The sequence below is a fragment of the Guggenheimella bovis genome (genome assembly GCF_054492335.1).
In genome coordinates this window covers 316,069-335,806 of record NZ_JBQWTF010000001.1, presented here as the reverse complement: position 1 = coordinate 335,806, position 19,738 = coordinate 316,069, and the positions used below count along the sequence as shown (strand labels likewise).

At 44.8% G+C, this 19,738-nt stretch carries 18 protein-coding genes, 1 tRNA gene and 1 other annotated feature; of the genes, 14 read left to right on the top strand and 5 right to left on the bottom strand.

What is annotated here, in order from left to right; genetic code table 11:
• Positions 1-5: 5 nt before the first annotated feature.
• Together ACUB3H_RS01780 and ACUB3H_RS01775 are read right to left on the bottom strand one after the other, a co-directional pair.
• Positions 6-1,022, bottom strand: a complete 1,017-nt coding sequence (locus tag ACUB3H_RS01780; protein WP_459128935.1) for an alpha-hydroxy-acid oxidizing protein — start codon at positions 1,020-1,022, stop codon at positions 6-8.
• Complete coding sequence (locus tag ACUB3H_RS01775; RefSeq protein ID WP_459128934.1) at positions 1,019-1,261, bottom strand: hypothetical protein; 243 nt, start codon at positions 1,259-1,261, stop codon at positions 1,019-1,021. Before ACUB3H_RS01775 ends, ACUB3H_RS01780 begins: the two co-directional genes overlap by 4 nt.
• A gap of 37 nt (positions 1,262-1,298) precedes the next feature.
• Between ACUB3H_RS01775 and ACUB3H_RS01770 the strand changes: the two genes are divergently transcribed.
• From ACUB3H_RS01770 to ACUB3H_RS01740, 7 genes are all read left to right on the top strand, one after another.
• Entirely contained in the window at positions 1,299-1,805 is a 507-nt protein-coding gene (locus ACUB3H_RS01770; protein WP_459128933.1) for a ComEA family DNA-binding protein, read from the top strand.
• Between the two features lie 98 nt (positions 1,806-1,903).
• Positions 1,904-2,893, top strand: a complete 990-nt coding sequence (gene selD / locus ACUB3H_RS01765) for a selenide, water dikinase SelD (protein ID WP_459129838.1) — start codon at positions 1,904-1,906, stop codon at positions 2,891-2,893.
• Between the two features lie 24 nt (positions 2,894-2,917).
• Entirely contained in the window at positions 2,918-4,252 is a 1,335-nt protein-coding gene (gene selA, locus ACUB3H_RS01760) for an L-seryl-tRNA(Sec) selenium transferase (RefSeq protein WP_459128932.1), read from the top strand.
• Positions 4,245-6,065, top strand: coding sequence for a selenocysteine-specific translation elongation factor (gene selB / locus ACUB3H_RS01755; RefSeq protein WP_459128931.1), 1,821 nt, complete (start codon positions 4,245-4,247; stop codon positions 6,063-6,065). Before selA ends, selB begins: the two co-directional genes overlap by 8 nt.
• Positions 6,058-6,738, top strand: a complete 681-nt coding sequence (locus ACUB3H_RS01750; RefSeq protein ID WP_459128930.1) for a response regulator transcription factor — start codon at positions 6,058-6,060, stop codon at positions 6,736-6,738. Before selB ends, ACUB3H_RS01750 begins: the two co-directional genes overlap by 8 nt.
• A gap of 73 nt (positions 6,739-6,811) precedes the next feature.
• Complete coding sequence (locus tag ACUB3H_RS01745) at positions 6,812-8,167, top strand: sensor histidine kinase (RefSeq protein WP_459128929.1); 1,356 nt, start codon at positions 6,812-6,814, stop codon at positions 8,165-8,167.
• Positions 8,164-9,021: a GerMN domain-containing protein gene (locus ACUB3H_RS01740; protein ID WP_459128928.1), complete on the top strand. Its 858-nt coding sequence runs from the start codon at positions 8,164-8,166 to the stop codon at positions 9,019-9,021. The genes ACUB3H_RS01745 and ACUB3H_RS01740 overlap by 4 nt, the downstream gene beginning before the upstream one ends.
• A gap of 23 nt (positions 9,022-9,044) precedes the next feature.
• On the opposite strand, the gene ACUB3H_RS01735 is transcribed toward ACUB3H_RS01740, so the two are convergent.
• Positions 9,045-9,141, bottom strand: a tRNA-Sec gene (locus ACUB3H_RS01735).
• Between the two features lie 4 nt (positions 9,142-9,145).
• Positions 9,146-9,724 (bottom strand): glycerol-3-phosphate 1-O-acyltransferase PlsY, encoded by a 579-nt coding sequence (plsY, locus tag ACUB3H_RS01730; RefSeq protein ID WP_459128927.1) that lies wholly within the window; start codon positions 9,722-9,724, stop codon positions 9,146-9,148.
• A gap of 108 nt (positions 9,725-9,832) precedes the next feature.
• Here plsY and ACUB3H_RS01725 point away from each other — a divergent pair, with 108 nt between their 5' ends.
• From ACUB3H_RS01725 to ACUB3H_RS01695, 7 genes are all read left to right on the top strand, one after another.
• Positions 9,833-11,203: a TrkH family potassium uptake protein gene (locus tag ACUB3H_RS01725; protein ID WP_459128926.1), complete on the top strand. Its 1,371-nt coding sequence runs from the start codon at positions 9,833-9,835 to the stop codon at positions 11,201-11,203.
• Positions 11,204-11,206: 3 nt separating this feature from the next.
• The gene (locus ACUB3H_RS01720; RefSeq protein WP_459128925.1) at positions 11,207-11,860 is read left to right on the top strand and encodes a potassium channel family protein; all 654 of its coding nucleotides are present in this window, start codon (positions 11,207-11,209) and stop codon (positions 11,858-11,860) included.
• Positions 11,857-12,543 carry a TrmH family RNA methyltransferase gene (locus ACUB3H_RS01715; RefSeq protein WP_459128924.1) on the top strand — a complete coding sequence of 229 codons (687 nt, stop codon included), beginning with the start codon at positions 11,857-11,859 and terminating at the stop codon, positions 12,541-12,543. Before ACUB3H_RS01720 ends, ACUB3H_RS01715 begins: the two co-directional genes overlap by 4 nt.
• Before the next feature lie 8 nt (positions 12,544-12,551).
• Positions 12,552-12,735, top strand: a binding site (T-box leader).
• Positions 12,736-12,770: 35 nt separating this feature from the next.
• The gene (locus ACUB3H_RS01710; protein WP_459128923.1) at positions 12,771-13,790 is read left to right on the top strand and encodes a phenylalanine--tRNA ligase subunit alpha; all 1,020 of its coding nucleotides are present in this window, start codon (positions 12,771-12,773) and stop codon (positions 13,788-13,790) included.
• Positions 13,791-13,799: 9 nt separating this feature from the next.
• Complete coding sequence (pheT, locus tag ACUB3H_RS01705; RefSeq protein ID WP_459128922.1) at positions 13,800-16,169, top strand: phenylalanine--tRNA ligase subunit beta; 2,370 nt, start codon at positions 13,800-13,802, stop codon at positions 16,167-16,169.
• A 9-nt stretch (positions 16,170-16,178) separates the two neighbouring features.
• Complete coding sequence (locus ACUB3H_RS01700; protein WP_459128921.1) at positions 16,179-16,559, top strand: hypothetical protein; 381 nt, start codon at positions 16,179-16,181, stop codon at positions 16,557-16,559.
• Positions 16,556-18,904, top strand: coding sequence for an endonuclease MutS2 (locus ACUB3H_RS01695; protein ID WP_459128920.1), 2,349 nt, complete (start codon positions 16,556-16,558; stop codon positions 18,902-18,904). Before ACUB3H_RS01700 ends, ACUB3H_RS01695 begins: the two co-directional genes overlap by 4 nt.
• 10 nt (positions 18,905-18,914) lie before the next feature.
• Here ACUB3H_RS01695 and ACUB3H_RS01690 read toward each other — a convergent pair whose 3' ends face one another.
• Positions 18,915-19,673 (bottom strand): rhomboid family intramembrane serine protease, encoded by a 759-nt coding sequence (locus ACUB3H_RS01690; protein ID WP_459128919.1) that lies wholly within the window; start codon positions 19,671-19,673, stop codon positions 18,915-18,917.
• Positions 19,674-19,738 lie beyond the last annotated feature (65 nt).

Below are 19,738 nucleotides of genomic sequence, written 5' to 3'. Positions count from 1 at the left end.
ACGATTCATTTTTTGATGTCCTTTAAGCTACATTTACCAGTCATCTTCATGGTTTGAACGAGCTCGGAATGAATTTTTTCTAAGTAGACTCGAACACCTTCTTTGGCATCTCCTAGCGCTCTTCCTCCAAAGAAGGAGAGACCTGCAGGTCTTCCGATAAGGACAGCGTCTGCACCCATTTCGAGGGCTTTAAATACATGGACACCGCTTCGGATGCCACCGTCTACGAAGATCATCATTTTCCCTTGAACGGCTTCTACGATCTCTGGTAAGACGCTTGCAGTAGGTTTGGTAAGATCGAGTACTCGTCCACCGTGGTTTGATACGACGATGCCCTTAAAGCCTGCTTCGAGGGCCTTTAGTGCACCTTCCTTAGTCATGATGCCTTTTAAGATAAAGGGGCGAGAGGATCTTTTTACGATCGCTTTTAATTCTTCTAAGCTCTTGGCACCGGCTTTTTCACCCTTTTGAATGAGGAAGGGAAGGCCGGCTGCATCGATATCCATCGCCAGAGCGAGGACGTTTTTCTTTTCCGTGTAGTCTATTCGCTCAAAGACCGCTTTTTCATCCCAGGGTTTTATCGTAGGGATTCCGAAGCCATCTTCTCTATCGATGATGTCTGTCGGATCATAGAAAAATTCATCCTTTAGACCATCTCCTGTAAAGGCGAGGGTTCCTGCTTCATGAGCACCAGTGACGATTCCTTCTGCATATTCTTTGTCAGTTACATTGACGCCGTAGTTAGGTTCTAATCCTCCGATGGGAGCGATCATGATGGGGCTTTTTAAGGTCTTTCCAAAGAGCTCAAATGTCGTATCGATGGGGGAACGGTCGTAGATCGTATCGAGATCGACGGTTACGTTTTGCCAAGCTTCGTAGTTACGGATAAAGCTCATGCCAGAGTCTTTACCACCCATTCCTGGAAGTTCTCCACGGCAAGCGATGCCGTTACACTCTTTACAGACTCTGCATTTGAAGTTGGGGATCGTTTTGGCAGCTTGTTTTATCTCTTCCCAGGTCATTTTTGCTCCTTTTTTGTCTTCACCACTTGCTTCTTTGGTGCTTGCGACAGGCGAATGATCGCTATTACAACGCGCCACAAGATGAGGGTGATGATGGTGTTAATGATGATATCTTTTATGATCGATGGTTTTTTCTCCGTCTCTTTCGCGCTCGCTTCATCGGTTGTTCCAAAGCATGTTGGAACAGTTAGGAATGAGAGGAGCGTAACGACGAGAACTAGTGCTATGATTTGTTTCATAAATACCTCGTTTGAATTATAGCATATAGGAGGAGCTATGAAGAAAATTGCCATCATAATCGGTGTGATTCTACTCTTTCTCTTTGGTCTCTTTCAGCACTTTTATTCCTTTACGCCGATCGTGGGTTCAGCCGATACGACCATCACCGTGCACATTGCTGGAGCTGTTAAAAATCCAGGCGTCTATACGCTTTCAAAGACATCTCGCTTAAATGAACTCGTAAAGGAAGCGGGAGGGTTGCTAGTAAATAGCGATGACCGCGAGGTGAACTTAGCGAAAAAGCTCGTCGATGGTGAAAAGATAGAAATTCCAGAAAGAAGAGAAGTAAAGGTAGAAGAAGCGCCGAAAGAACAAGGACTAGGAGATATTACAAAAGAAGAGTGGGATACAGTAAATGGCGTAGGGAAAGTCCTCTCTGAACGCATCGTGACGTATTTAAAAGAAAATCCCCATGCAAAGGTAGAGGATTTAAAGAACGTAGAGGGTATTAAAGAAAAAACGTTTCAAAATCTTAAAGAGTTTCTAAGAAGTCGCGGTTTCTAATTTATTTCATGTCATTTGCGTGATACACTTTAAGAGGAGGCATTATGGAACCGATTAAACTCACTAAAAAAGCCAGCTGTGCAGGCTGAGCTGCTAAAATTGCACCGGACAGGTTGTCCGCTATTTTAAGTGATTTGCCAAAATTCCGAGACGATTTGCTCTTAGCAGGATTTGATAATTCTGAAGATGCAGCCGTTTATCAAATAGACGACAAGAGGAGTATCATTAATACCCTCGACTTTTTCACGCCCATTGTAGACGATCCCTATGACTTCGGTCAGATTGCGGCTGCTAACAGTCTTTCTGACGTCTATGCCATGGGTGGAACGCCCAAGCTCTGTATGAATATCGTCTGCTTTCCAGACGATTTAGATATCGAGATTCTTAAGCAGATCCTTTTAGGAGGAGCTGATAAGGTGAAGGAAGCAGGAGCGCTATTAGTCGGTGGTCATTCCATTAAGGATAAAGAGCCGAAGTACGGCTTGAGTGTCACAGGCTTTGTAGAGACGAAGCGCTTTTTAGCAAACTCCACGGCAAGAGTAGGAGATATCCTCATCCTTACAAAGCCCATCGGTACGGGAATTATTAGTACCGGCGTGAAAACGGATAGCGCCAAGGAGGAGTGGGCGAAGGCTTCGAGCTTTAGCATGAAGCAGCTCAATAAATACGCTGTAGAGAGCTTTGAAGATATTCTTCCACACAGTGCGACAGACGTCACAGGCTTTGGTCTCATCGGTCACCTTCAGGAGATGATGTCGGGAGCTCATTTAACGGCAGAACTTTCCTTAAAGGATATTCCCATGTTAGAAGGAGCGATAGAGCTTGCTGAGATGGGCTGTATTCCGGGAGGTAACTTCAACAACCGAAGGAACTACGAGCACGACGTATCCTTTGAAAATACAATAAAAGAAAGTGAAAAAGCAGTTCTCTTTGACCCACAGACCTCGGGAGGACTGTTGATCGCCGTAGCTGAAGAGGACGCAGACGAACTCGTGAAGAGACTTCGTGAACGTGTGACGACGCCTATCGGCGTCATCGGACGCGTTATAGAAGGTGAAGAGAAGCGAATCATTGTGAGAAGGGGTTGACCTTCTCTTTTTTTAGGAGAGAGTATGTTAGAAAACGTAAGAAATCTACCCAAGATGGATCGACTTTTAGAGACAGACGCTGTGAAGCAGTGGTTAAAGGAATATAAAAGAGAATACGTCGTAGAAAAGCTAAGAAGCATTCTTTCTAATGAGAGGGAGAAGGCTTTAAAAGGAGAGCCCATTGAAACGGATCCCGAGCGTCTTGTGAAACGACTTGACCTTACGGACGACTTTAGCTTAAAGCGCGTCGTCAATGCGACGGGTGTCGTCCTTCATACAAACCTTGGAAGAAGCTTACTTCCTGAAGCTGTCTTTGATCACATGAAAGACGTTTCTACACATTACTCGAACCTCGAATACGATCTAGAAAAGGGCACACGAGGATCTCGCTATGAGCATCTCGTAGACCACTTAAAACGCCTTACAGGCGCAGAGGATGCACACGTCGTAAATAATAATGCTGCAGCAGTCCTACTTGTACTGCATGCACTTTCTGAAGGAAAGGAAGCGGTTGTAAGTAGAGGTGAACTCGTAGAGATCGGTGGATCCTTTCGAATCCCCGATGTCATGGCGATCAGTGGAGCGACCCTTAAAGAAGTGGGGACGACGAATCGCACGCATCTATCGGATTACGAGCGTGCGATAAACTCCAATACGACGCTTCTTATGAAGGTGCACCCCAGTAATTACTACATTGAAGGATTTACTTCTACCGTTTCCATTGAAGAGCTCGGAGAATTATCAAAACGTGCTGGCATTCCTCTCTATGAAGATTTAGGTTCAGGGCAATTTGAACCCCTCTCTTTCCAAGACGAACTCTTAGACTTAAGAACACATTTAATGCACTGTGATCTCATTAGTATTAGTGGAGATAAGCTTTTAGGTGGACCACAAGCAGGAATCATCCTTGGAAAAAAACAGCTCATCGAACGCTTAAAAAAGGATCAGCTCACAAGAGCCCTTCGCGTCGATAAGCTTACGATCAGTGCTTTAGAAGGTCTCTTTTCGATCTATGAAAAAAGAGATTCAAAGCTCATACCAAGTGTTCGAATGCTAGAAAGATCAGCAGATGAGATCCTCCTTCAGTCGAAAGCTTTTATGGAGCACTTAGAGGTCGAAGCAACGCTCGTCGAAGGAAGTTCACCCGTAGGAGGAGGATCTCTTCCGAAAGCGTTGTTAAAAAATGTAAAGGTCGCGATCTTTGGCGGTCAAGCGCTTGCCGATTTCTTACGAGAAGGAAAAGTTCCTATCATTACGACCATTCAAAATGATCAAGTCTTAATCGATCTTCGCTGCATGGATGCTTCCGACGAAGAAGTCGTCATCGAAAGACTGAGAGAGTGGATGTGCCATGAGTAGATTTATCGTAGGAACAGCAGGTCACATTGACCACGGAAAGACGACCCTTATTAAAGCACTCACAGGCATAGGAACGGATCGTTTAAAGGAAGAAGAAAAGCGTGGAATCAGTATCGTGAACGGCTATGCTTTTCTTCCCTATAAGGACGATTTAATCAGTATCATTGACGTTCCCGGTCACGAGCGCTTCGTTAAGAACATGCTCGCAGGGATTACCGCCATTGACCTCGTGCTCTTTGTCGTTGCAGGAGATGAAGGGGTCATGGCACAGACCACAGAACACTTTGACATCGTAGAACTCTTAGGGATTGAAAAGGGGATGTTTCTCATTACGAAAGCGGACCTCGTGGATGAAGCGATGTTAGAACTCGTTCGAGAGGATATTCGAGATCTTACAAAAGACTCCTCGCTTTCACATTGGCCCATCTTAGAAGTGAGTGGATATACGGGAAAAAACCTTGACGAGGTGAAACAGTTTATCTACGACGCCTATGATTCCTATGAACAGAAGCCGAGCTATTATCCTCGTTTAAACGTAGACCGATTGTTTCAAACGAAGGGCTTTGGTGACATCGTCACGGGATCTTTAGAGGGAAGTGATCTATCAAAAGACATGATCCTCACGCAGTACCCTGGTCTCACCGATTACCGCATTCGTTCCATCGAAACACACGATCATTCGGTGGACGTTGCTCCACAGCATTCGAGAGTCGCTTTGAACTTAGCTTCTGATAAGAAGAATACGCTTCAAAAGGGAGCCGTTTTAAGTATAAAGGGAAAGCATTTTTTAACGCACTCAGCGCTCGTAGAACTTAAGCTTTTAAAACGCTATGAATCACTTTTTAAAGCAGGGGATAAGTATAAAGTTTACTTCGGTTCCGATGAACTCATGGGCAAGATTTCAAAGCTCACCGATGACATCTTTGAACTCACCTTAGAAAGTGACATTCTACTTTATAGGAATCAGATGGGAATCGTAAGAAGTTTGACGCCCGTCCGAACGATTGGACGCTTAAGTGTTTGGGATCAGAATCCTCCTCAAGGAAGAAAAGCTCGAAAGCACTATGCAGAAGTAGCTGACCACTCGCTTTTCGGCATTCTTTCAAAGTATCCTTATGGTGCAAGCTTAGATGATCTCGAAAGAGAACTTACGATTCATCGTGACCTCATCGATACGAGCGGTCTCTTGGCCTTTTCTTTTGGCTACCTTACAAAGAAACGCTTCGAAGAACTAAAGAAGCATACCTTAGATACTCTGACAAAGTACTTTGAAGCGAATCCTTTAAAGCAAGCGATGAGTCGAGAAGACCTAAAGACCTCTTTTGGAGAGATTCAAAGAGACGTCTTCGATGAATTGTTAAAGTCCTTTGAATCGATGGGTATTCTTAAGAGCGAGGGCGATAGCGTGTCACTTTCTGGCAGAGAGATTTCTTTTTCAAGTGAGGATGATCAGCTTAAAAAGGAGATCCTAGAGGAATTTAAGTCTTATGATCTTACACCGCCTCTTTACAAGGAATTCATTGCTTCGTATTCTAAAGAAAAAAAGAAACTTTTCGATTATCTTGTCGAGACGGGAACTATTGTGAAAATTTCTGCCGATATTTTTGTACTAGATACTTGCTTAAATTATTTAAAAAATGATATAATTAAATACCTGAGGGAGCATGAGCGTCTTGAGGTTAAAGATGTCAGAGAAATTCGAGATCTTAGCCGCAAGTACATCGTGCCTTACCTCGAGTACTTCGATGCCAAAAAGATTACCGTGAGAGATGGTAACTATAGATTATTAAAGAAGGAGTATAGAGATGGATAAGATTCTGATTGTCGATGACGAACCGATCTTACTGAAGGGTCTGAAGTTCAGTCTTGGTCAAGAAGGCTATATCGTTGATACTGCCGTCGATGGACAAGAAGCCGTAGATAAAGTAGAGGAAGGAAAGTATGACCTCATTATTCTAGACGTCATGCTTCCAAAGCTTACAGGTATTGAAGCTTGTAAGAAAATTCGTGAAACGAGCTATGTTCCGATCATCATGCTCACAGCAAAAGGTGACGACGAGTCGAAGATTCAAGGACTCGAGGCTGGAGCAGACGACTACATGGCGAAGCCCTTTAACATTCTCGAACTCAAGGCGAGAATTCGTGCGATCTTACGTCGTGTTAAACCGAAGAATATGAATTCTTCATCGCTCATTCAATTTGATCACTTTAGCGTAAATACCTTTGGTAGAAAGGTGATTTTCCCAGACCGTGAAGTCATCCTTACTGCTAAGGAGTTCGACCTATTACTTCTACTCATTCTTCATGAGGGAACGGTCTTCAGTCGTGAAGAACTCCTCGAAAAGATTTGGGGATACGAATACTTCGGAGACGTTCGTACCGTTGACGTTCACATCCGCAGACTTCGTGAAAAAGTGGAGGAGGACAGTTCTCATCCGCAATTTATCTTGACAAAGTGGGGTACAGGATACTATTTCAAACAATAAAAACACCATATTTCGCTTTGGGTGGAAACTCGTTTCCACCTATTTTGCGCTTACGCTTGGATTTCTCCTGATCTTGGCCAATCTGATGTATGCGTATTCGATCAAAGCGAATGTGGAAGTCGAGAGTAACAAGATCTTCGAATCGATCAAGGACAATGAAGATAACTTTGCTCAGCTTTTGCGCGCTGATACGGCAGTTCAGAGTCGCTTTCTAGAGGAGTTTGAACAACAGCCGCTCGTCGATGCCGCGCAGGCGAGACTACTCGTTATCAACGCGAAAAACATGGTCGTATACGACTCGACGGATGAACTCATGTGGAAGGAATTAGACATCGAGCTCGTTCGACGTGCGTTATTGTCTGGAAAGCCCGTCTACGAGGATTACACCTTAGAAGGCGATGTGCATATTCTTTACGCCGTGACACCGTTAAAGACGAGTGATGGAATTCAGGGCGCTATTTTGCATTCAGAAAATATCTCACCTCTCTTTAAGAAGGTCGACCTCATTGCCAAGCGCCTCTATAAGTTTGGACTAGGCTTTATTATCATTAGTACGATTCTCGTTTACTTCGGTGTGCGTCAGCTTTATAGACCTTTAAATGATCTAAGTGAAGGCGTAGAGCAGATGATTCGCGGTCACTACGAGTATCGAATTGAACTTACAGATATCAACGACGAGGTGAAGAAGATTGCCGCATCCTTTAACAGCATGGCAGAGCGCTTAAATGAGATCGACATGCATCAGTCGGAACTCATAAGTAACGTAAGTCATGAATTGAAGACACCGATTGCCTCGATGAAGATTGTGACGCAGTCGCTTGTAGAAGCGAAGGATAGCGTCGATAAGGATGTCATCTTTGACTTCTTAAATGACATCAACATGGAAGCGAACCGCTTGAGTGAGATCATTGAAGATCTCTTGCTCGTTGCAAAGCTTGAGCGCATGGACATGAAGTTACAGTTAGAACTTCGTCCTATCGATAAGCCGTTACTTGAATCACTTCGAATTTTAGCGCCTCTAGCAGCTGAAAAAAACATTACAATCAAGCAGAACTTCCTTGCTAAGCCCACGGTTGAATTCGATTACAACAAGATGAAGCAAGTCTTTATCAATATTCTTTCGAATGCCGTGAAGTACTCCGAGGGCGGTGGATCGATTACGATTACCCTCCAGGAGAGTTCCCAAGGAATCGAGATTTCGATTAAGGATACAGGTATCGGTATTCCTGAAAAGGATCTTCCTTATGTTTTCGACCGCTTCTATCGAGTCGATAAGCACCGTGCTCGTAAAGAGGGCGGAACGGGTCTTGGCCTTAACATTGTAAAGCAGATTGTGAATCTCCACCGTGGAACGATCACAGTAGAAAGTGAAGTCGATGTCGGTACGACCTTTACGATTCGACTCCCTAAGAGGTACACGATCTCATGAATTTGAAATTATATAGACTCTTTACCTTAATCCTCCTCGTTCTCGTACTCGTGAACATCTTTTCCTTTGTATCGGTAAGGCTTTCTTTAAAGCAACCCGAGGTTACGATTCTTCCGTACCGTGCAAGTGAAAAGAGTGAGGTGCAAATCTATTCTGTAAAAAACGGAACCATCATTAAAAATCCGATGATCGTAAGCTTCTCTGAATCGAGTAAAGCAGAGACGCTCTTTCGAGTCTATTCCGAACAAGAACCAGGAGAAGGAGTAGGGGATATCATTAAAGCGAAGTACTTTAGTACGATTCGTTTGAAGCACGATACGCTTCTCGTGAACTGGTCGAGTGATCCCTTTGATGATCCGAAGTATACAGAAAATAACATTCGAGCCTATGTCTATAGTCTCGTAAATACTTTGTCACAAATTGAACCAGTAAAACGCGTGCAGTTCCTCGTTCGAAATCAACCCATGAAAGCGAAGGTTTTCGGTATGGATCTATCGGTTCCCGTAACGCCAAACCTTGCGATCGATACGGAACAGTCCTTAGCGAGTGAATTTATCACATCGATGATTAAAAACATTCAAAAGAAGAACTACGCATACGTCTACAATCACTTGTCGACGAACGAGAAAGAGATTCACTTTAATGAAATCTTCGAGCTTCTTCAGAGTGAGACGATCCACTCGATTATGACGAACCCGATTTCTACGAATGTCGCTTCTGTTGATCACGGTTTCCACGTGACGACGGTTCACGAATTTGCCGGCAGGACGTATGAACTTCATTGGGAAGTTCTGAAAGAGCCGGCTGGCTTTAAGCTTGACTTTGAAACATCACCTATAAACATAAAAAAATAAAGCGCTTTGCGCTTTATTTTTGTTGGCGGAAATGGATGGGAATCGAACCCACCTAAGATGCTCTTAACACCTTACGCTAGTTTTGAAGACTAGAAGGGACACCAGTCCCCTGCCATTTCCATTTTTAAAAGAGTGGCTTTTCTCTCTTTTCACGTAGGCGTTTAAAGTTGTCCTTGTGTCGATAGAGCACGAAGGGAGAAAGGACTAACGCAGCCCAAACGAGTGATCTTGGAGATTTCACTAAGAGGGCGATAAATGGAAAGCTACTCGCTGTAATGATCGAGGCCATGCTCATGAGGCGTGTAATGAGAAGGATTGACACTTGTAGGATTACTAGTACAATGGCTACTCTGTAGTCGCTAAAGAGGATGAGTCCGAAGCTTGTGGCGACACCTTTTCCTCCTCGGAAACCGAGAAAGATGGAATAGCAGTGGCCAAAGACTCCTAGAACACCGCAGAGGACACCGATGTCGTAACCAAAAAAATGCCTGGCTAAGAGAAATGGAACGATTCCCTTCGAAATATCGAGCAAGAAGTTTAAAACTCCTAAGGGAATGCCTAGAACTCTTGCGACGTTGGTCGTTCCTAGATTTCCACTTCCTACTTTTCTTAGGTCTACCTGACCAAAGATCTTACCGATTAAGTAGGCTGTAGGAAGGGATCCATATAGATAGCTAAGTAGTCCAGAGATAAACACATTCATAAGCCACCTCAAGCTTAATAATAACAAAGATGAGTTGTAAAATCTATATTGACTTTTTTGACTTCTTACCTAATAAGGAGTAGAATCTAGTTGATATTTGAGGGAAAAATGATTAAAGAAAAACTAGAAAATCTAATTGAACATCCTGCGAAGCTTCTTGCCTGGGGCTTTGCCTTTATTATTTTAACAGGAGCTCTTCTTCTCACGCTTCCTTTCGTGACGAAGAACGGCCAAAGTATAGGTTTTATCGATGCTCTTTTTACCGCAACAAGTGCCGTCTGTGTCACGGGACTCGTCACGGTAACGACAGCTGACACGTGGAACTTAGCCGGGCAAATTATCGTCATCCTTCTCATTCAAATCGGAGGTCTCGGCGTCATGACGACGGCGACCATAGGAACCTTTATCGCAGGTAGAAAGATTTCTCTACGTAACCGCATCGCGATGAAAGAGAGCTTGAGTGAGTTTGGCATAAGCGGTGTCGTTCGTTTAACGCAAAAGATTATCTATTCGACCTTTATCATTGAACTCCTCGGAGCATTTGTTTTAGGCTTTAGTTTTATTCCTCGCTATGGGATTATTAAAGGAGCTTGGTTTAGCCTCTTTCACTCAATCAGTGCCTTCTGTAATGCTGGTTTTGACATCATCGGTCCCAATAGTCTAGCTGATCTCAATACCGTTCCCGGTATTCTCATTCCGATCTCGCTTCTCATTTACTTCGGCGGTATCGGATTCGTCGTCATTCTAGAACTCATGGGGTTACTACGTAGAGAAAAGCTCAGCTTCCATTCGAAGTTCATCATCGGCATGTCTCTCGTCTTAATCCTCGTTGGCACGGTTTTCTTCTTCTTTTCAGAGGGAAATAACCCAGATACCATCGGAAATATGAGCTTTGGAAATAAGCTTCAAAATGCCTACTTCCAGTCGGTGACACCGAGAACGGCTGGGTATGCTTCCTTCGATCAGTGGAAGATGAGAGATAGCTCCATGGTCATGACAGAGATTCTCATGTTCATCGGTGGTGGTCCCGGTTCGTGCGCTGGTGGTATCAAGACCGCAACCTTTGGTGTCATTCTCTTTACGATCTATTCCATCATCAAAGAAAAGAGCGACACGGAGATCTTTAAGCATCGAATTTCAAGAGAAACCATTCATAAGGCCTTCACCGTCTTTATCATCGGTGTCCTTCTCATTACGACCGCATTTTTACTCCTCATGATCACGGAAACGCCTCAGATCGTAGACGGAGTTCGAGTCAATCGACCCGATCTCATCCTCTTCGAACTCTTCAGTGCCTTCGGTACAGTCGGTTTAGGAGCAGGCATTACGAATCTATACTCGGTTTTTGGTAAACTCATTTTAATAACTGTCATGTACTTTGGACGTGTCGGTCCAATGACACTACTCTCAGCCATCATGCTCAATGGAAAAGAAAGGCACGCAATCCGATATCCGGAAGGGAGAATTAACATAGGATAAGGTATGAACAAACAATTTTTAATTTTAGGTGCAGGAAAATTCGGTTCTTCTGTAGCAAAGCGCTTGGAAGAACTCGGTCAAGAAGTTATGGTCGTAGACCATGACTTTGAAGTCGTTCAAAAACTCAGTGATGAGGTTCGCCTCGTCATGCAAGGAGATGTCACGCATGAAGCGACACTACGTGAACTCGGTGCACAGAACTTTGACGTTGTCATCGTATCTATCGGTAAGGACATTCAGTCCTCCATCATGGTAACCCTTCTTCTAAAGGAGATGGGCGTTAAGAAGATCATCAGTAAAGCCGTAAGTGACCTCCATGCCAAGGTGCTCTACCGAATTGGCGCAAACCGCGTCGTATTCCCAGAGCGTGAAATGGGCGTCCGTGTAGCTCAAAACCTCGTAAATAACAACATCTTCGACTTCATTAACCTCTCTACGGAGTATACGATCGTAGAGACGGCTGTAGTTGAAGAGTGGATCGGAAAAACCGTCGTAGAGGTCGAGATCCGTAAGAAATATCACTTGAATATCATCGCCATCAAGTCTGCAGGTGAGATTACGATCAACGTCGATCCTGATACAGTCTTTAAAGAGGGAGATATCCTCATCGTCATCGGTCATAATGACGACATTCAGGCCTTGAGCGAGCTTCAATGAAGTCTATAAAAGAGCTCGAGCTCATTGCAAGAAAACGAGAGAAGAGTGGCTACTTCGTGATCGAAGGAGAAAATGGTGTCAGTCAGCTTAAGGACTTTGGTGTGAGTTTCGATGGTTTTAGTTCAAAAGAAGCTCCCGTAGAAGGAACGACTGCGATCGATCCGAAGCTCTTTAAGCGCTTAACGAATACGGTAACTCCCCAAAAGGTTCTAGCAGTTCTTCCAGTCCTTGAAGAAAAGCCCTTTTCTGATGGACCCGTGCTCGTTTTAGACCGCATACAAGACCCAGGAAACTTAGGTACTCTTCTTCGAACGGCAGTGAGCTTTGGATTAGAAAATGTACTCCTTCTTAAGGGCACGGTGTCTATCTATAACGACAAGGTCTTAAGGAGTTCTCTAGGAAGTATATTAAAGCTTCGGATTCACGAGAGAAGTTCCATTGAAGAACTCGAAGGATATGAACTCCTTAGTGCGAACCTCGAAGGAAAGCCCTTTCGAGAAGTCGAAGTGAAGAAAAACTTCGCCCTCGTTTTAGGAAACGAAGCCAATGGCGTTCATCCAGAAATCCAAAAGATTTCGAAGTCTGTAACCATTCCCATGGCAAGTCAAATGGAAAGCTTAAATGTCGCCGTAGCCGGTGCAATTATCTTAGAAAGCTTCTTGCATAACCTTAGAAATCAATGATACAATGAAGACAAACGTTGAGGGAGAGTAGTAAGACTTCACACTTAGCGAGTAGCAGAGGGTGAAAGGCTACACGAGGTCTGAATTCACTCCTGAGTGACGTCCTCAAAGGGACGTACGGGAAAAGACCGTTATTCTTTTTAAGTGGCTTCGGCACATTGGGTGGTACCGCGGAGAACCTTCGTCCCAAAGGGATGAAGGCTATTTTTTTATAGAAAGGAACGACTGTGTTAGAAAAAATCGATGAGTTAAAAAAACAGGCGCTCGAAGCGATTCGAGAAGCAAAAGATCTCGATGAGATTCAAAGTTTAAGACAGCGCCTCACAGGAAAAAAGAGTGAACTTCAAGAACTCCTAAAGGGTCTCGGAAAGCTCGATCCTGAAGAGAGAAAAACGGTAGGAATGAGAGCGAATGAAGCGAAAGAGGAAATCAATGTAGCGCTTCAAACCAGAAGTGATGAGCTCATCGATTCGGAAAGCTTTTTCGATGAATCGTTCGACGTAACCCTTCCAGGACTTCAAATGAAGGAAGGAGCACTTCATCCTATTACACAGATGTGTTATGACTTAAACGACGCCTTCCGAAGTCTCGGCTTTGAGATCTACGAGGGAAGCGAACTCACAGACGAAAAGACAGCCTTTGACGATCTGAACTTCCCGCCCGATCATCCGGCGAGAGAGACGATGGATACGTACTGGCTTAAGGATAAGGAACGAGTCTGCCTTAGACCGCACTTAACGGGTGCAAGTGTCGAGTATTTAAAAAAGCACGGAGCACCGTGTCGCTTTGTCTACCCGGGTAGGGTCTACAGAAACGAACAGACCGACAGCCATCACGAAAGAGCATTCTTTCAGTATGAAGCGCTCATTGTCGATAAGAACATCTCCTTTGCATCAGGAAAACTTCTCATTGAGACCATCCTCGAAAAGGTCTTCGGTGTACCCGTTGAAACGCGTATGCGTGCAGGCTTTTTCCCCTTTGTTGAGCCCGGTTTTGAAATTGACATGCGCTGCCTTGTATGCGGTGGCGTAGGATGTAGTGTCTGTAAACAAGTGGGCTGGATTGAAGTCATGCCTGGTGGAAGCCCACATCCAAACGTACTGAAAGCGGCTGGACTCGATAGCAAAGAGTGGAGTGGCTTTTACATCAACATCGGTCTCGACCGCCTTGTCATGATGCGCTATGGCGTCGACGACGTAAGGCTCTTTCACAGTGGCGACCTAAGATTCTTAGGGCAGTTTAAGTAAGGAGGAGTTATGAAAATATCATTAAAGTGGCTAGAGGATTTTATAACGCTTCCGAAAGACTTGACGCTTGAACAGCTCGCATACGACCTTACGATGCGAACCGTCGAGGTCGAGGATGCGATCGATCTATCGAAAAAATATGAAAACATCGTCGTAGGACACATTGAAAAAGTAGAAGCACATCCCGATGCTGATAGGCTCAGAGTCTGCCAAGTGAAAGTTGGCGAGAAGACCGAGCAGATCGTCTGCGGAGGAAAAAATGTCTACGAGGGAGAAGACGTCATTGTCTGCCTTCCTGGTTCTACTGTCCTTTGGCACGGCGAAGGGGAGCCCGTACTCATCGAGCCCAGCAAACTTCGCGGTGTCGAAAGCTTCGGCATGATCGCGGGAGCGAGCGAAGTAGGTCTTTTAGATCTCTTCCCCCCTAAAGACGATCATGAAATCGTAGATCTCACCGATAAACACTTTGAATCGGGAATGCCTCTATCGAAGGCACTAGGCTTAGATGGAGCGATTCTTGAAATCGACAACAAGTCGTTAACGAATCGCCCTGACCTCTGGGGACACTACGGTATCGCAAGAGAGCTTGCAGCCATCTACGATCTCGAACTAAAACCACTTCCAAAGCTCGAATTGCCGAAAGAAAAGACAATTCCAGTGGAAATCATTGCGACCGATCTATCGAGTCGCTACAGTGCACTTGAGATAAAAAACATCGAGGTAGCTGAATCTCCCGCTTGGTTAAAGCGTCGACTTTTAGAAGCAGACGTTCGTCCGATTAATAACGTCGTAGACCTTACAAACTACTTGATGCTTACGACGGGTCAACCGACACACGGCTTCGATTACAACCTGATCGATGGGACAATTTACGTCAGACGTGCTAAAAATAACGAAGATCTCACCGTTCTTACGGGAGAGACGTTGACCCTCACAGAAAATGACCTCGTCATCGCAGACGACAAGAGAGCGCTCGCATTAGCAGGCGTCATGGGAGCTAAGGGCGAATCGATCAATAATGAAACGAACCACGTCCTCTTAGAGGTTGCAAGCTTTAATGCCCTTTCTGTAAGAAAGACTTCAAAGCGTCATAACATTAGAACCGATGCTTCCGCTCGCTTTGAAAAGGATATCGACACGGCTCGTGTCGATGAGACATTAGGCTTTGGAGCGTACCTCTTTAAAGAACTCTTCCCAGAAGCTGAATTCGTAGGATTTTCAGAGCATGTCGTCGATGAAACGAAGCAAAGTGAAATCGAAGTCGATCTCGAGACACTCGCTCTAAGACTCGGTGAAAGACTCGAAGAAGAACAGATTATAAGATTACTTTCTCGCCTAGGCTTTGATGCCTCTGTCGATGGAAAAATCCTTAAGGTCGTATCTCCCGTTTGGCGATCGACGGGTGACATTGAACGCTTCGAAGATATCGTCGAAGAAATTGCCAGAATGAAGGGCTACGAGAACTTCGAATACATCGCACCCACGGTTCAATTAAACCGTGCCATTACCCAGCACACCCTCGATCTCGACCGAAGGACGAGAGAATACCTCGCATTCCAAGGCGGAATGCAGGAGATCTTTACCTATCCTTGGATCTCGGATCATGCCATCGAAGCGAGTGGACTTCAAATGCCGACACTATCTTTGGAAGCTCCACCTGCTCCTGATAAATCACACATCAGAAGAAACCTCATTCCAGGACTTCTTGAGTGCATCCTAACAAACGAGACAAACTTTGAATCGTTTGGTGTGTTTGAACTCGCGAAGGTCTTTAGAGAGACGGAAGAGAAATCTCTAGCTTTTGGTATCATTTCACCTGATCCAAAAGAAGCCTTCTTCAAGCTAAAAGGTATCCTAGAAGGTCTCTCAAGAGCAGTCATGTGTGAACCCATAAGCTTTGTAAAGTCCGAACGCCCACCGTATGCCGATCAACATGCCTACTTGAACATCCTATGTAATGGCGAGATCATCGGTTCCTTCGGTGTCATGAGTATTAAAACAAAGAAACTCATGGGATTAAAGCATGCCACGGGTGCGATCGGAGAGTTAGACTTTGAAAAGCTCGTTCCATTACGCGCTCGAACGAATCGTTTTACTCATCTACCCGTATTCCCTGAGGTAGAAAAAGACCTCTCTGTCGTCTTTTCAAACGACGTCCGCTGGGAGCAGATTCGTTCCATCGTAGAACCCATGGTGAAAAAGCTCCACTTTGTCGACGAGTACCACTCAGAGGCCTTTGGAGCAGAGAAAAAATCGATTACGCTTCGCGTCATTTTGGGTAATGATCAAAAGACAATGGAAGCGAGCGACATAGAAAAGAAGATGCAAGCCATCTACAATAGACTTCACAAGGAATTAGGCGGAGAAATCCGAGAATAGGAGAAACAAATGAGCAGAAAAGTAACTATGGACATCGACGGTTCGCAAATTACGATGATTACCGATGAGACAGAGGAGCATATCGATCGTGTCATGGCACTCATTCACGATGCCCTAAGCCTCATTAAGAGAAAAAATGGCTCCATTAACTCGGCTTCAAATTACCGCTACGTCATGGTATACCTTGCCGACCAAGTCATTGACCTACAAGATATCGTTGCTGGAAAACAACCGCTTGAAGGAGCAACAGACGATGAAGTACTACAGCTAAAGAAAGACTTACAAGCGTTAAGAAGCCAACAAGTCAACTGGGAAGGCAGAGTTAGTCAACTTCAAGAGCTTCTTCTAGAGAAAAATCAATTGATTCAGGAATTAAAGGAAAACAGATGATAGAAACACGTAGTATCGAGCGCCTGGAATTTGAAAAAATTCTTCAAATGGTGCTCGATACCATGCCCTCTCATGGGGCAAAAACCTACCTTTTGGACCGTGGGTTTATAAAAGATGAGGAAGAGCTTCGAATCCGAAGTGAGAAGAATCAAGCTGCGATCGATCTCGCACTCCAATATGAGCCGATCCCCTCTGGCGTCGTCTATGAGATTGAAGAGGACGTCGAAAGGGCGAGAAAAGGATCTTCATTAGATGAAGAGACGCTCATTCACATTATGGACTCCCTTCGCTCACACAGGAGACTTCGAGAGTTCTTCGATTCTATCGAAGGCTTTGAAAACCGTTTTTCAAGGCTCACCGATGTCACATCACCCATTGGGTCCTTTAAAGTACTAGAAAAAGAAATTGACCGCTGTATCGACGATGAGCTTCGCGTTCGTAGCTCTGCAAGTCCTGAGCTTTCGAGAATTCGTACGGCGATCGAACGAACGGAAGAGGAGCTAAAAAGAAAGCTCAATTCCTTCATCACAGATTCTACTTATCAGGACTACTTACAAGAAAATATCATCACCCTTCGTGATGACCGCTACGTCATTCCCGTAAAAGCAGAGCACAAGAGAAGAATTCCGGGAATGGTACTCGATTCATCTAGCTCAGGCTCGACGGTCTATGTAGAGCCTGTCGTTTTGATGGAGATCAATAATAAGCTGAGAGAACTTCGAAACGAAGAGCTAGAAGAAGTGAAAAAGATCCTTAGAGACCTCTCACAAAGAGTAGGAAATCTAAGTGCTGAGATCCTTCCTTCACAGCTTGCTGTGACGCGCTTTTTCGTCTTATTAGGTACGGCTCGCTTTGCCTTGAAGCACCGCGCACACGTACCGAAGCTATCGAAGGATCAGAGCATCGTACTTAAAAATGCCAGACATCCATTAATAGACCCGCAAAAGGTCGTCGCGATGAGTATGGACTTCGGTCGTGAAAACCGTGTCCTCATTATCACGGGACCGAATACGGGTGGTAAGACCGTATCCATTAAGACGCTCGGTTTACTCGTTCTTATGAATCAGTACGGCATACCGATCTATGCCGATGATTCGAGTGAACTTCCTTTTTTTGAAAAGGTATTCGTCGATATCGGCGATGAGCAGTCGATCGAACAGTCGCTTTCGACCTTTAGTTCACACATGAAAAACATCGTCCACATCCTAGATGAGGTCGATGAAAAGAGTCTCGTTCTCTTAGACGAACTCGGGGCAGGAACAGACCCTTCAGAAGGTTCGGCACTCGCTCGCTCGATCCTTGAAAAGCTAAAGGAGAGAGGAGCACTCGTCTTTGCGACCTCCCACTACAGTGAGATTAAGCAATTTGCCATGACCCACGATGGATACATGAATGCCTCCATGGAGTTTGACATTAAAACGCTCTCTCCGACCTACCGCTTGATGATGGGTATTCCCGGTTCATCGAATGCCTTTGCGATCAGTAAGAAACTAGGACTTCAAGACTCCATCCTAGAGCACGCGAAGACCTACATGGGCGTTCAGGACATCGAGATGGAAGGACTCTTAAGAGACTTAGAGCAAAAGCGCGTAGAAAACGATGAAATGGCACGCGACATCAAGGCTAACCTAAAGGAAGTCGTAGCCCTTCGTGAGCGCTATGAGGAGAGACTTCGAAGAATCAGTGAGCAAAGAGAGAGAATCCTAGATATTGCGAAGGAAGAAGCTCGAAAGTTCATGCGTGAAACGGAACAAGAAGCAAAGGAGATCATGAAGGATCTTCGAAGCATGTCCGAAGGAACGGTTGACTTCTCAAAGATGGAGAGACAACAAAAGCGCATCAATGAACGAAAAAAAGAGCTCGTTTCAGAAGAGAAAATCTATAAGCCCAAAGCTCCTAAGAGCTTAAAACTCGGTGATAACATCTACGTTCCAAAGCTTCAGACGAAGGGGACGGTCGACAGTGAAGTCGATAAGGATGGAAATTTCCGTGCTCAAATTGGAATTCTAAAGATGACCTTAAACATCAAAGAGGTGGAAAAGGTTCAGGAAGAAAAAGAAACTTGGATTCCAAAGGTTAAGGGCGACATCGAAGTGAGAAGTGTCGAGACGAAGCTCGACCTCAGAGGAAAAAATGTCGAAGAAGCTCGTCTAGAAGTCGACCACTTCCTCGATCAAGCACTTCTAGGACGTGCGTCTACGGTGGAAATCATTCACGGTAAAGGCACGGGTGTGCTTCGAAATTTCATCAAAGATTATCTAAAAAAACATCCCCATGTAAAGACCCAGCGCTTTGGAAGCTTTCATGAGGGGGGAGATGGCGTAACCATCGTAGAATTGAAGTAGGGCTAAAGCCCTACTTTTTTTCTGGAAAAACTTCGATGTAGCGTTCGTACGTCGCTTCGAGTTCTTTTAGGTTCTCTGTTTCATGGTAATAATAGAGCTTTTGTATGAAGTAATCCTTCGACTCTCTGTAGGTATAGACTCTCATGCTTCCGATGACGAGCGTGCCTATGAGAAGGAGAATTCCTATGGCCCTTGAGGGGAAACGGCCTTGAATCTCAGGGTTTGTAAGAAAGTAGATCATAAGGCCCCCGAGAAAGCCTGCTATGTGCCCTGCGATGTCGATCTGAGGCATAAAGATGCTGTAGAGGAGGTTTACGCCGATTAAGGGAAAGATGCCATTGCCGAAGGCTTCTAAGTACCAGTCTCTCTTTAAGATGTACAGATAAATGTGAAAACTCATGAGCCCGTAGATCGCTCCACTCGCTCCTAAAGAGGGGCTTTCGCTGAAGGCAAAGCTTCCGATCGTAGCGACAATACCCATCGCAAGATAAATGAGTAGAAACCGCCACTTTCCATACCACAACTCGACAAGCGGTGCAAAGACGTAGATGGCAAAGAGGTTAAATAATAGGTGCGATAGGGAGCCGTGAAGAAAGATGGGGAATACGAGATGATGCAGGTAGCCGTCTGCGATTCTGAAGTTTACTTTTGCCCCTATTTTTACGAGCGTCACAAAGGAAAGACTCGAATCGTATAATAAAGCTCCAACGGAGCAGAGGGTCGTAAGGATGAGGATGGCAAGCGTCATCGGTGGGACTTTTTTCGTCATATTGACCTCACTTGTGTTCTGTGGTAACGTAATATTATCTTATCATATATGCGAACAAACGAGGA

Bases quoted from the DNA above. Each gene is read 5' to 3' on its own strand.
- ACUB3H_RS01780 (WP_459128935.1), bottom strand. From the start codon at position 1,022: ATGACCTGGGAAGAGATAAAACAAGCTGCCAAAACGATCCCCAACTTC.
- ACUB3H_RS01775 (WP_459128934.1), bottom strand. From the start codon at position 1,261: ATGAAACAAATCATAGCACTAGTTCTCGTCGTTACGCTCCTCTCATTC.
- ACUB3H_RS01770 (WP_459128933.1), top strand. From the start codon at position 1,299: ATGAAGAAAATTGCCATCATAATCGGTGTGATTCTACTCTTTCTCTTT.
- selA (WP_459128932.1), top strand. From the start codon at position 2,918: ATGTTAGAAAACGTAAGAAATCTACCCAAGATGGATCGACTTTTAGAG.
- selB (WP_459128931.1), top strand. From the start codon at position 4,245: ATGAGTAGATTTATCGTAGGAACAGCAGGTCACATTGACCACGGAAAG.
- ACUB3H_RS01750 (WP_459128930.1), top strand. From the start codon at position 6,058: ATGGATAAGATTCTGATTGTCGATGACGAACCGATCTTACTGAAGGGT.
- ACUB3H_RS01740 (WP_459128928.1), top strand. From the start codon at position 8,164: ATGAATTTGAAATTATATAGACTCTTTACCTTAATCCTCCTCGTTCTC.
- plsY (WP_459128927.1), bottom strand. From the start codon at position 9,724: ATGAATGTGTTTATCTCTGGACTACTTAGCTATCTATATGGATCCCTT.
- ACUB3H_RS01725 (WP_459128926.1), top strand. From the start codon at position 9,833: ATGATTAAAGAAAAACTAGAAAATCTAATTGAACATCCTGCGAAGCTT.
- ACUB3H_RS01720 (WP_459128925.1), top strand. From the start codon at position 11,207: ATGAACAAACAATTTTTAATTTTAGGTGCAGGAAAATTCGGTTCTTCT.
- ACUB3H_RS01715 (WP_459128924.1), top strand. From the start codon at position 11,857: ATGAAGTCTATAAAAGAGCTCGAGCTCATTGCAAGAAAACGAGAGAAG.
- pheT (WP_459128922.1), top strand. From the start codon at position 13,800: ATGAAAATATCATTAAAGTGGCTAGAGGATTTTATAACGCTTCCGAAA.
- ACUB3H_RS01700 (WP_459128921.1), top strand. From the start codon at position 16,179: ATGAGCAGAAAAGTAACTATGGACATCGACGGTTCGCAAATTACGATG.
- ACUB3H_RS01695 (WP_459128920.1), top strand. From the start codon at position 16,556: ATGATAGAAACACGTAGTATCGAGCGCCTGGAATTTGAAAAAATTCTT.
- ACUB3H_RS01690 (WP_459128919.1), bottom strand. From the start codon at position 19,673: ATGACGAAAAAAGTCCCACCGATGACGCTTGCCATCCTCATCCTTACG.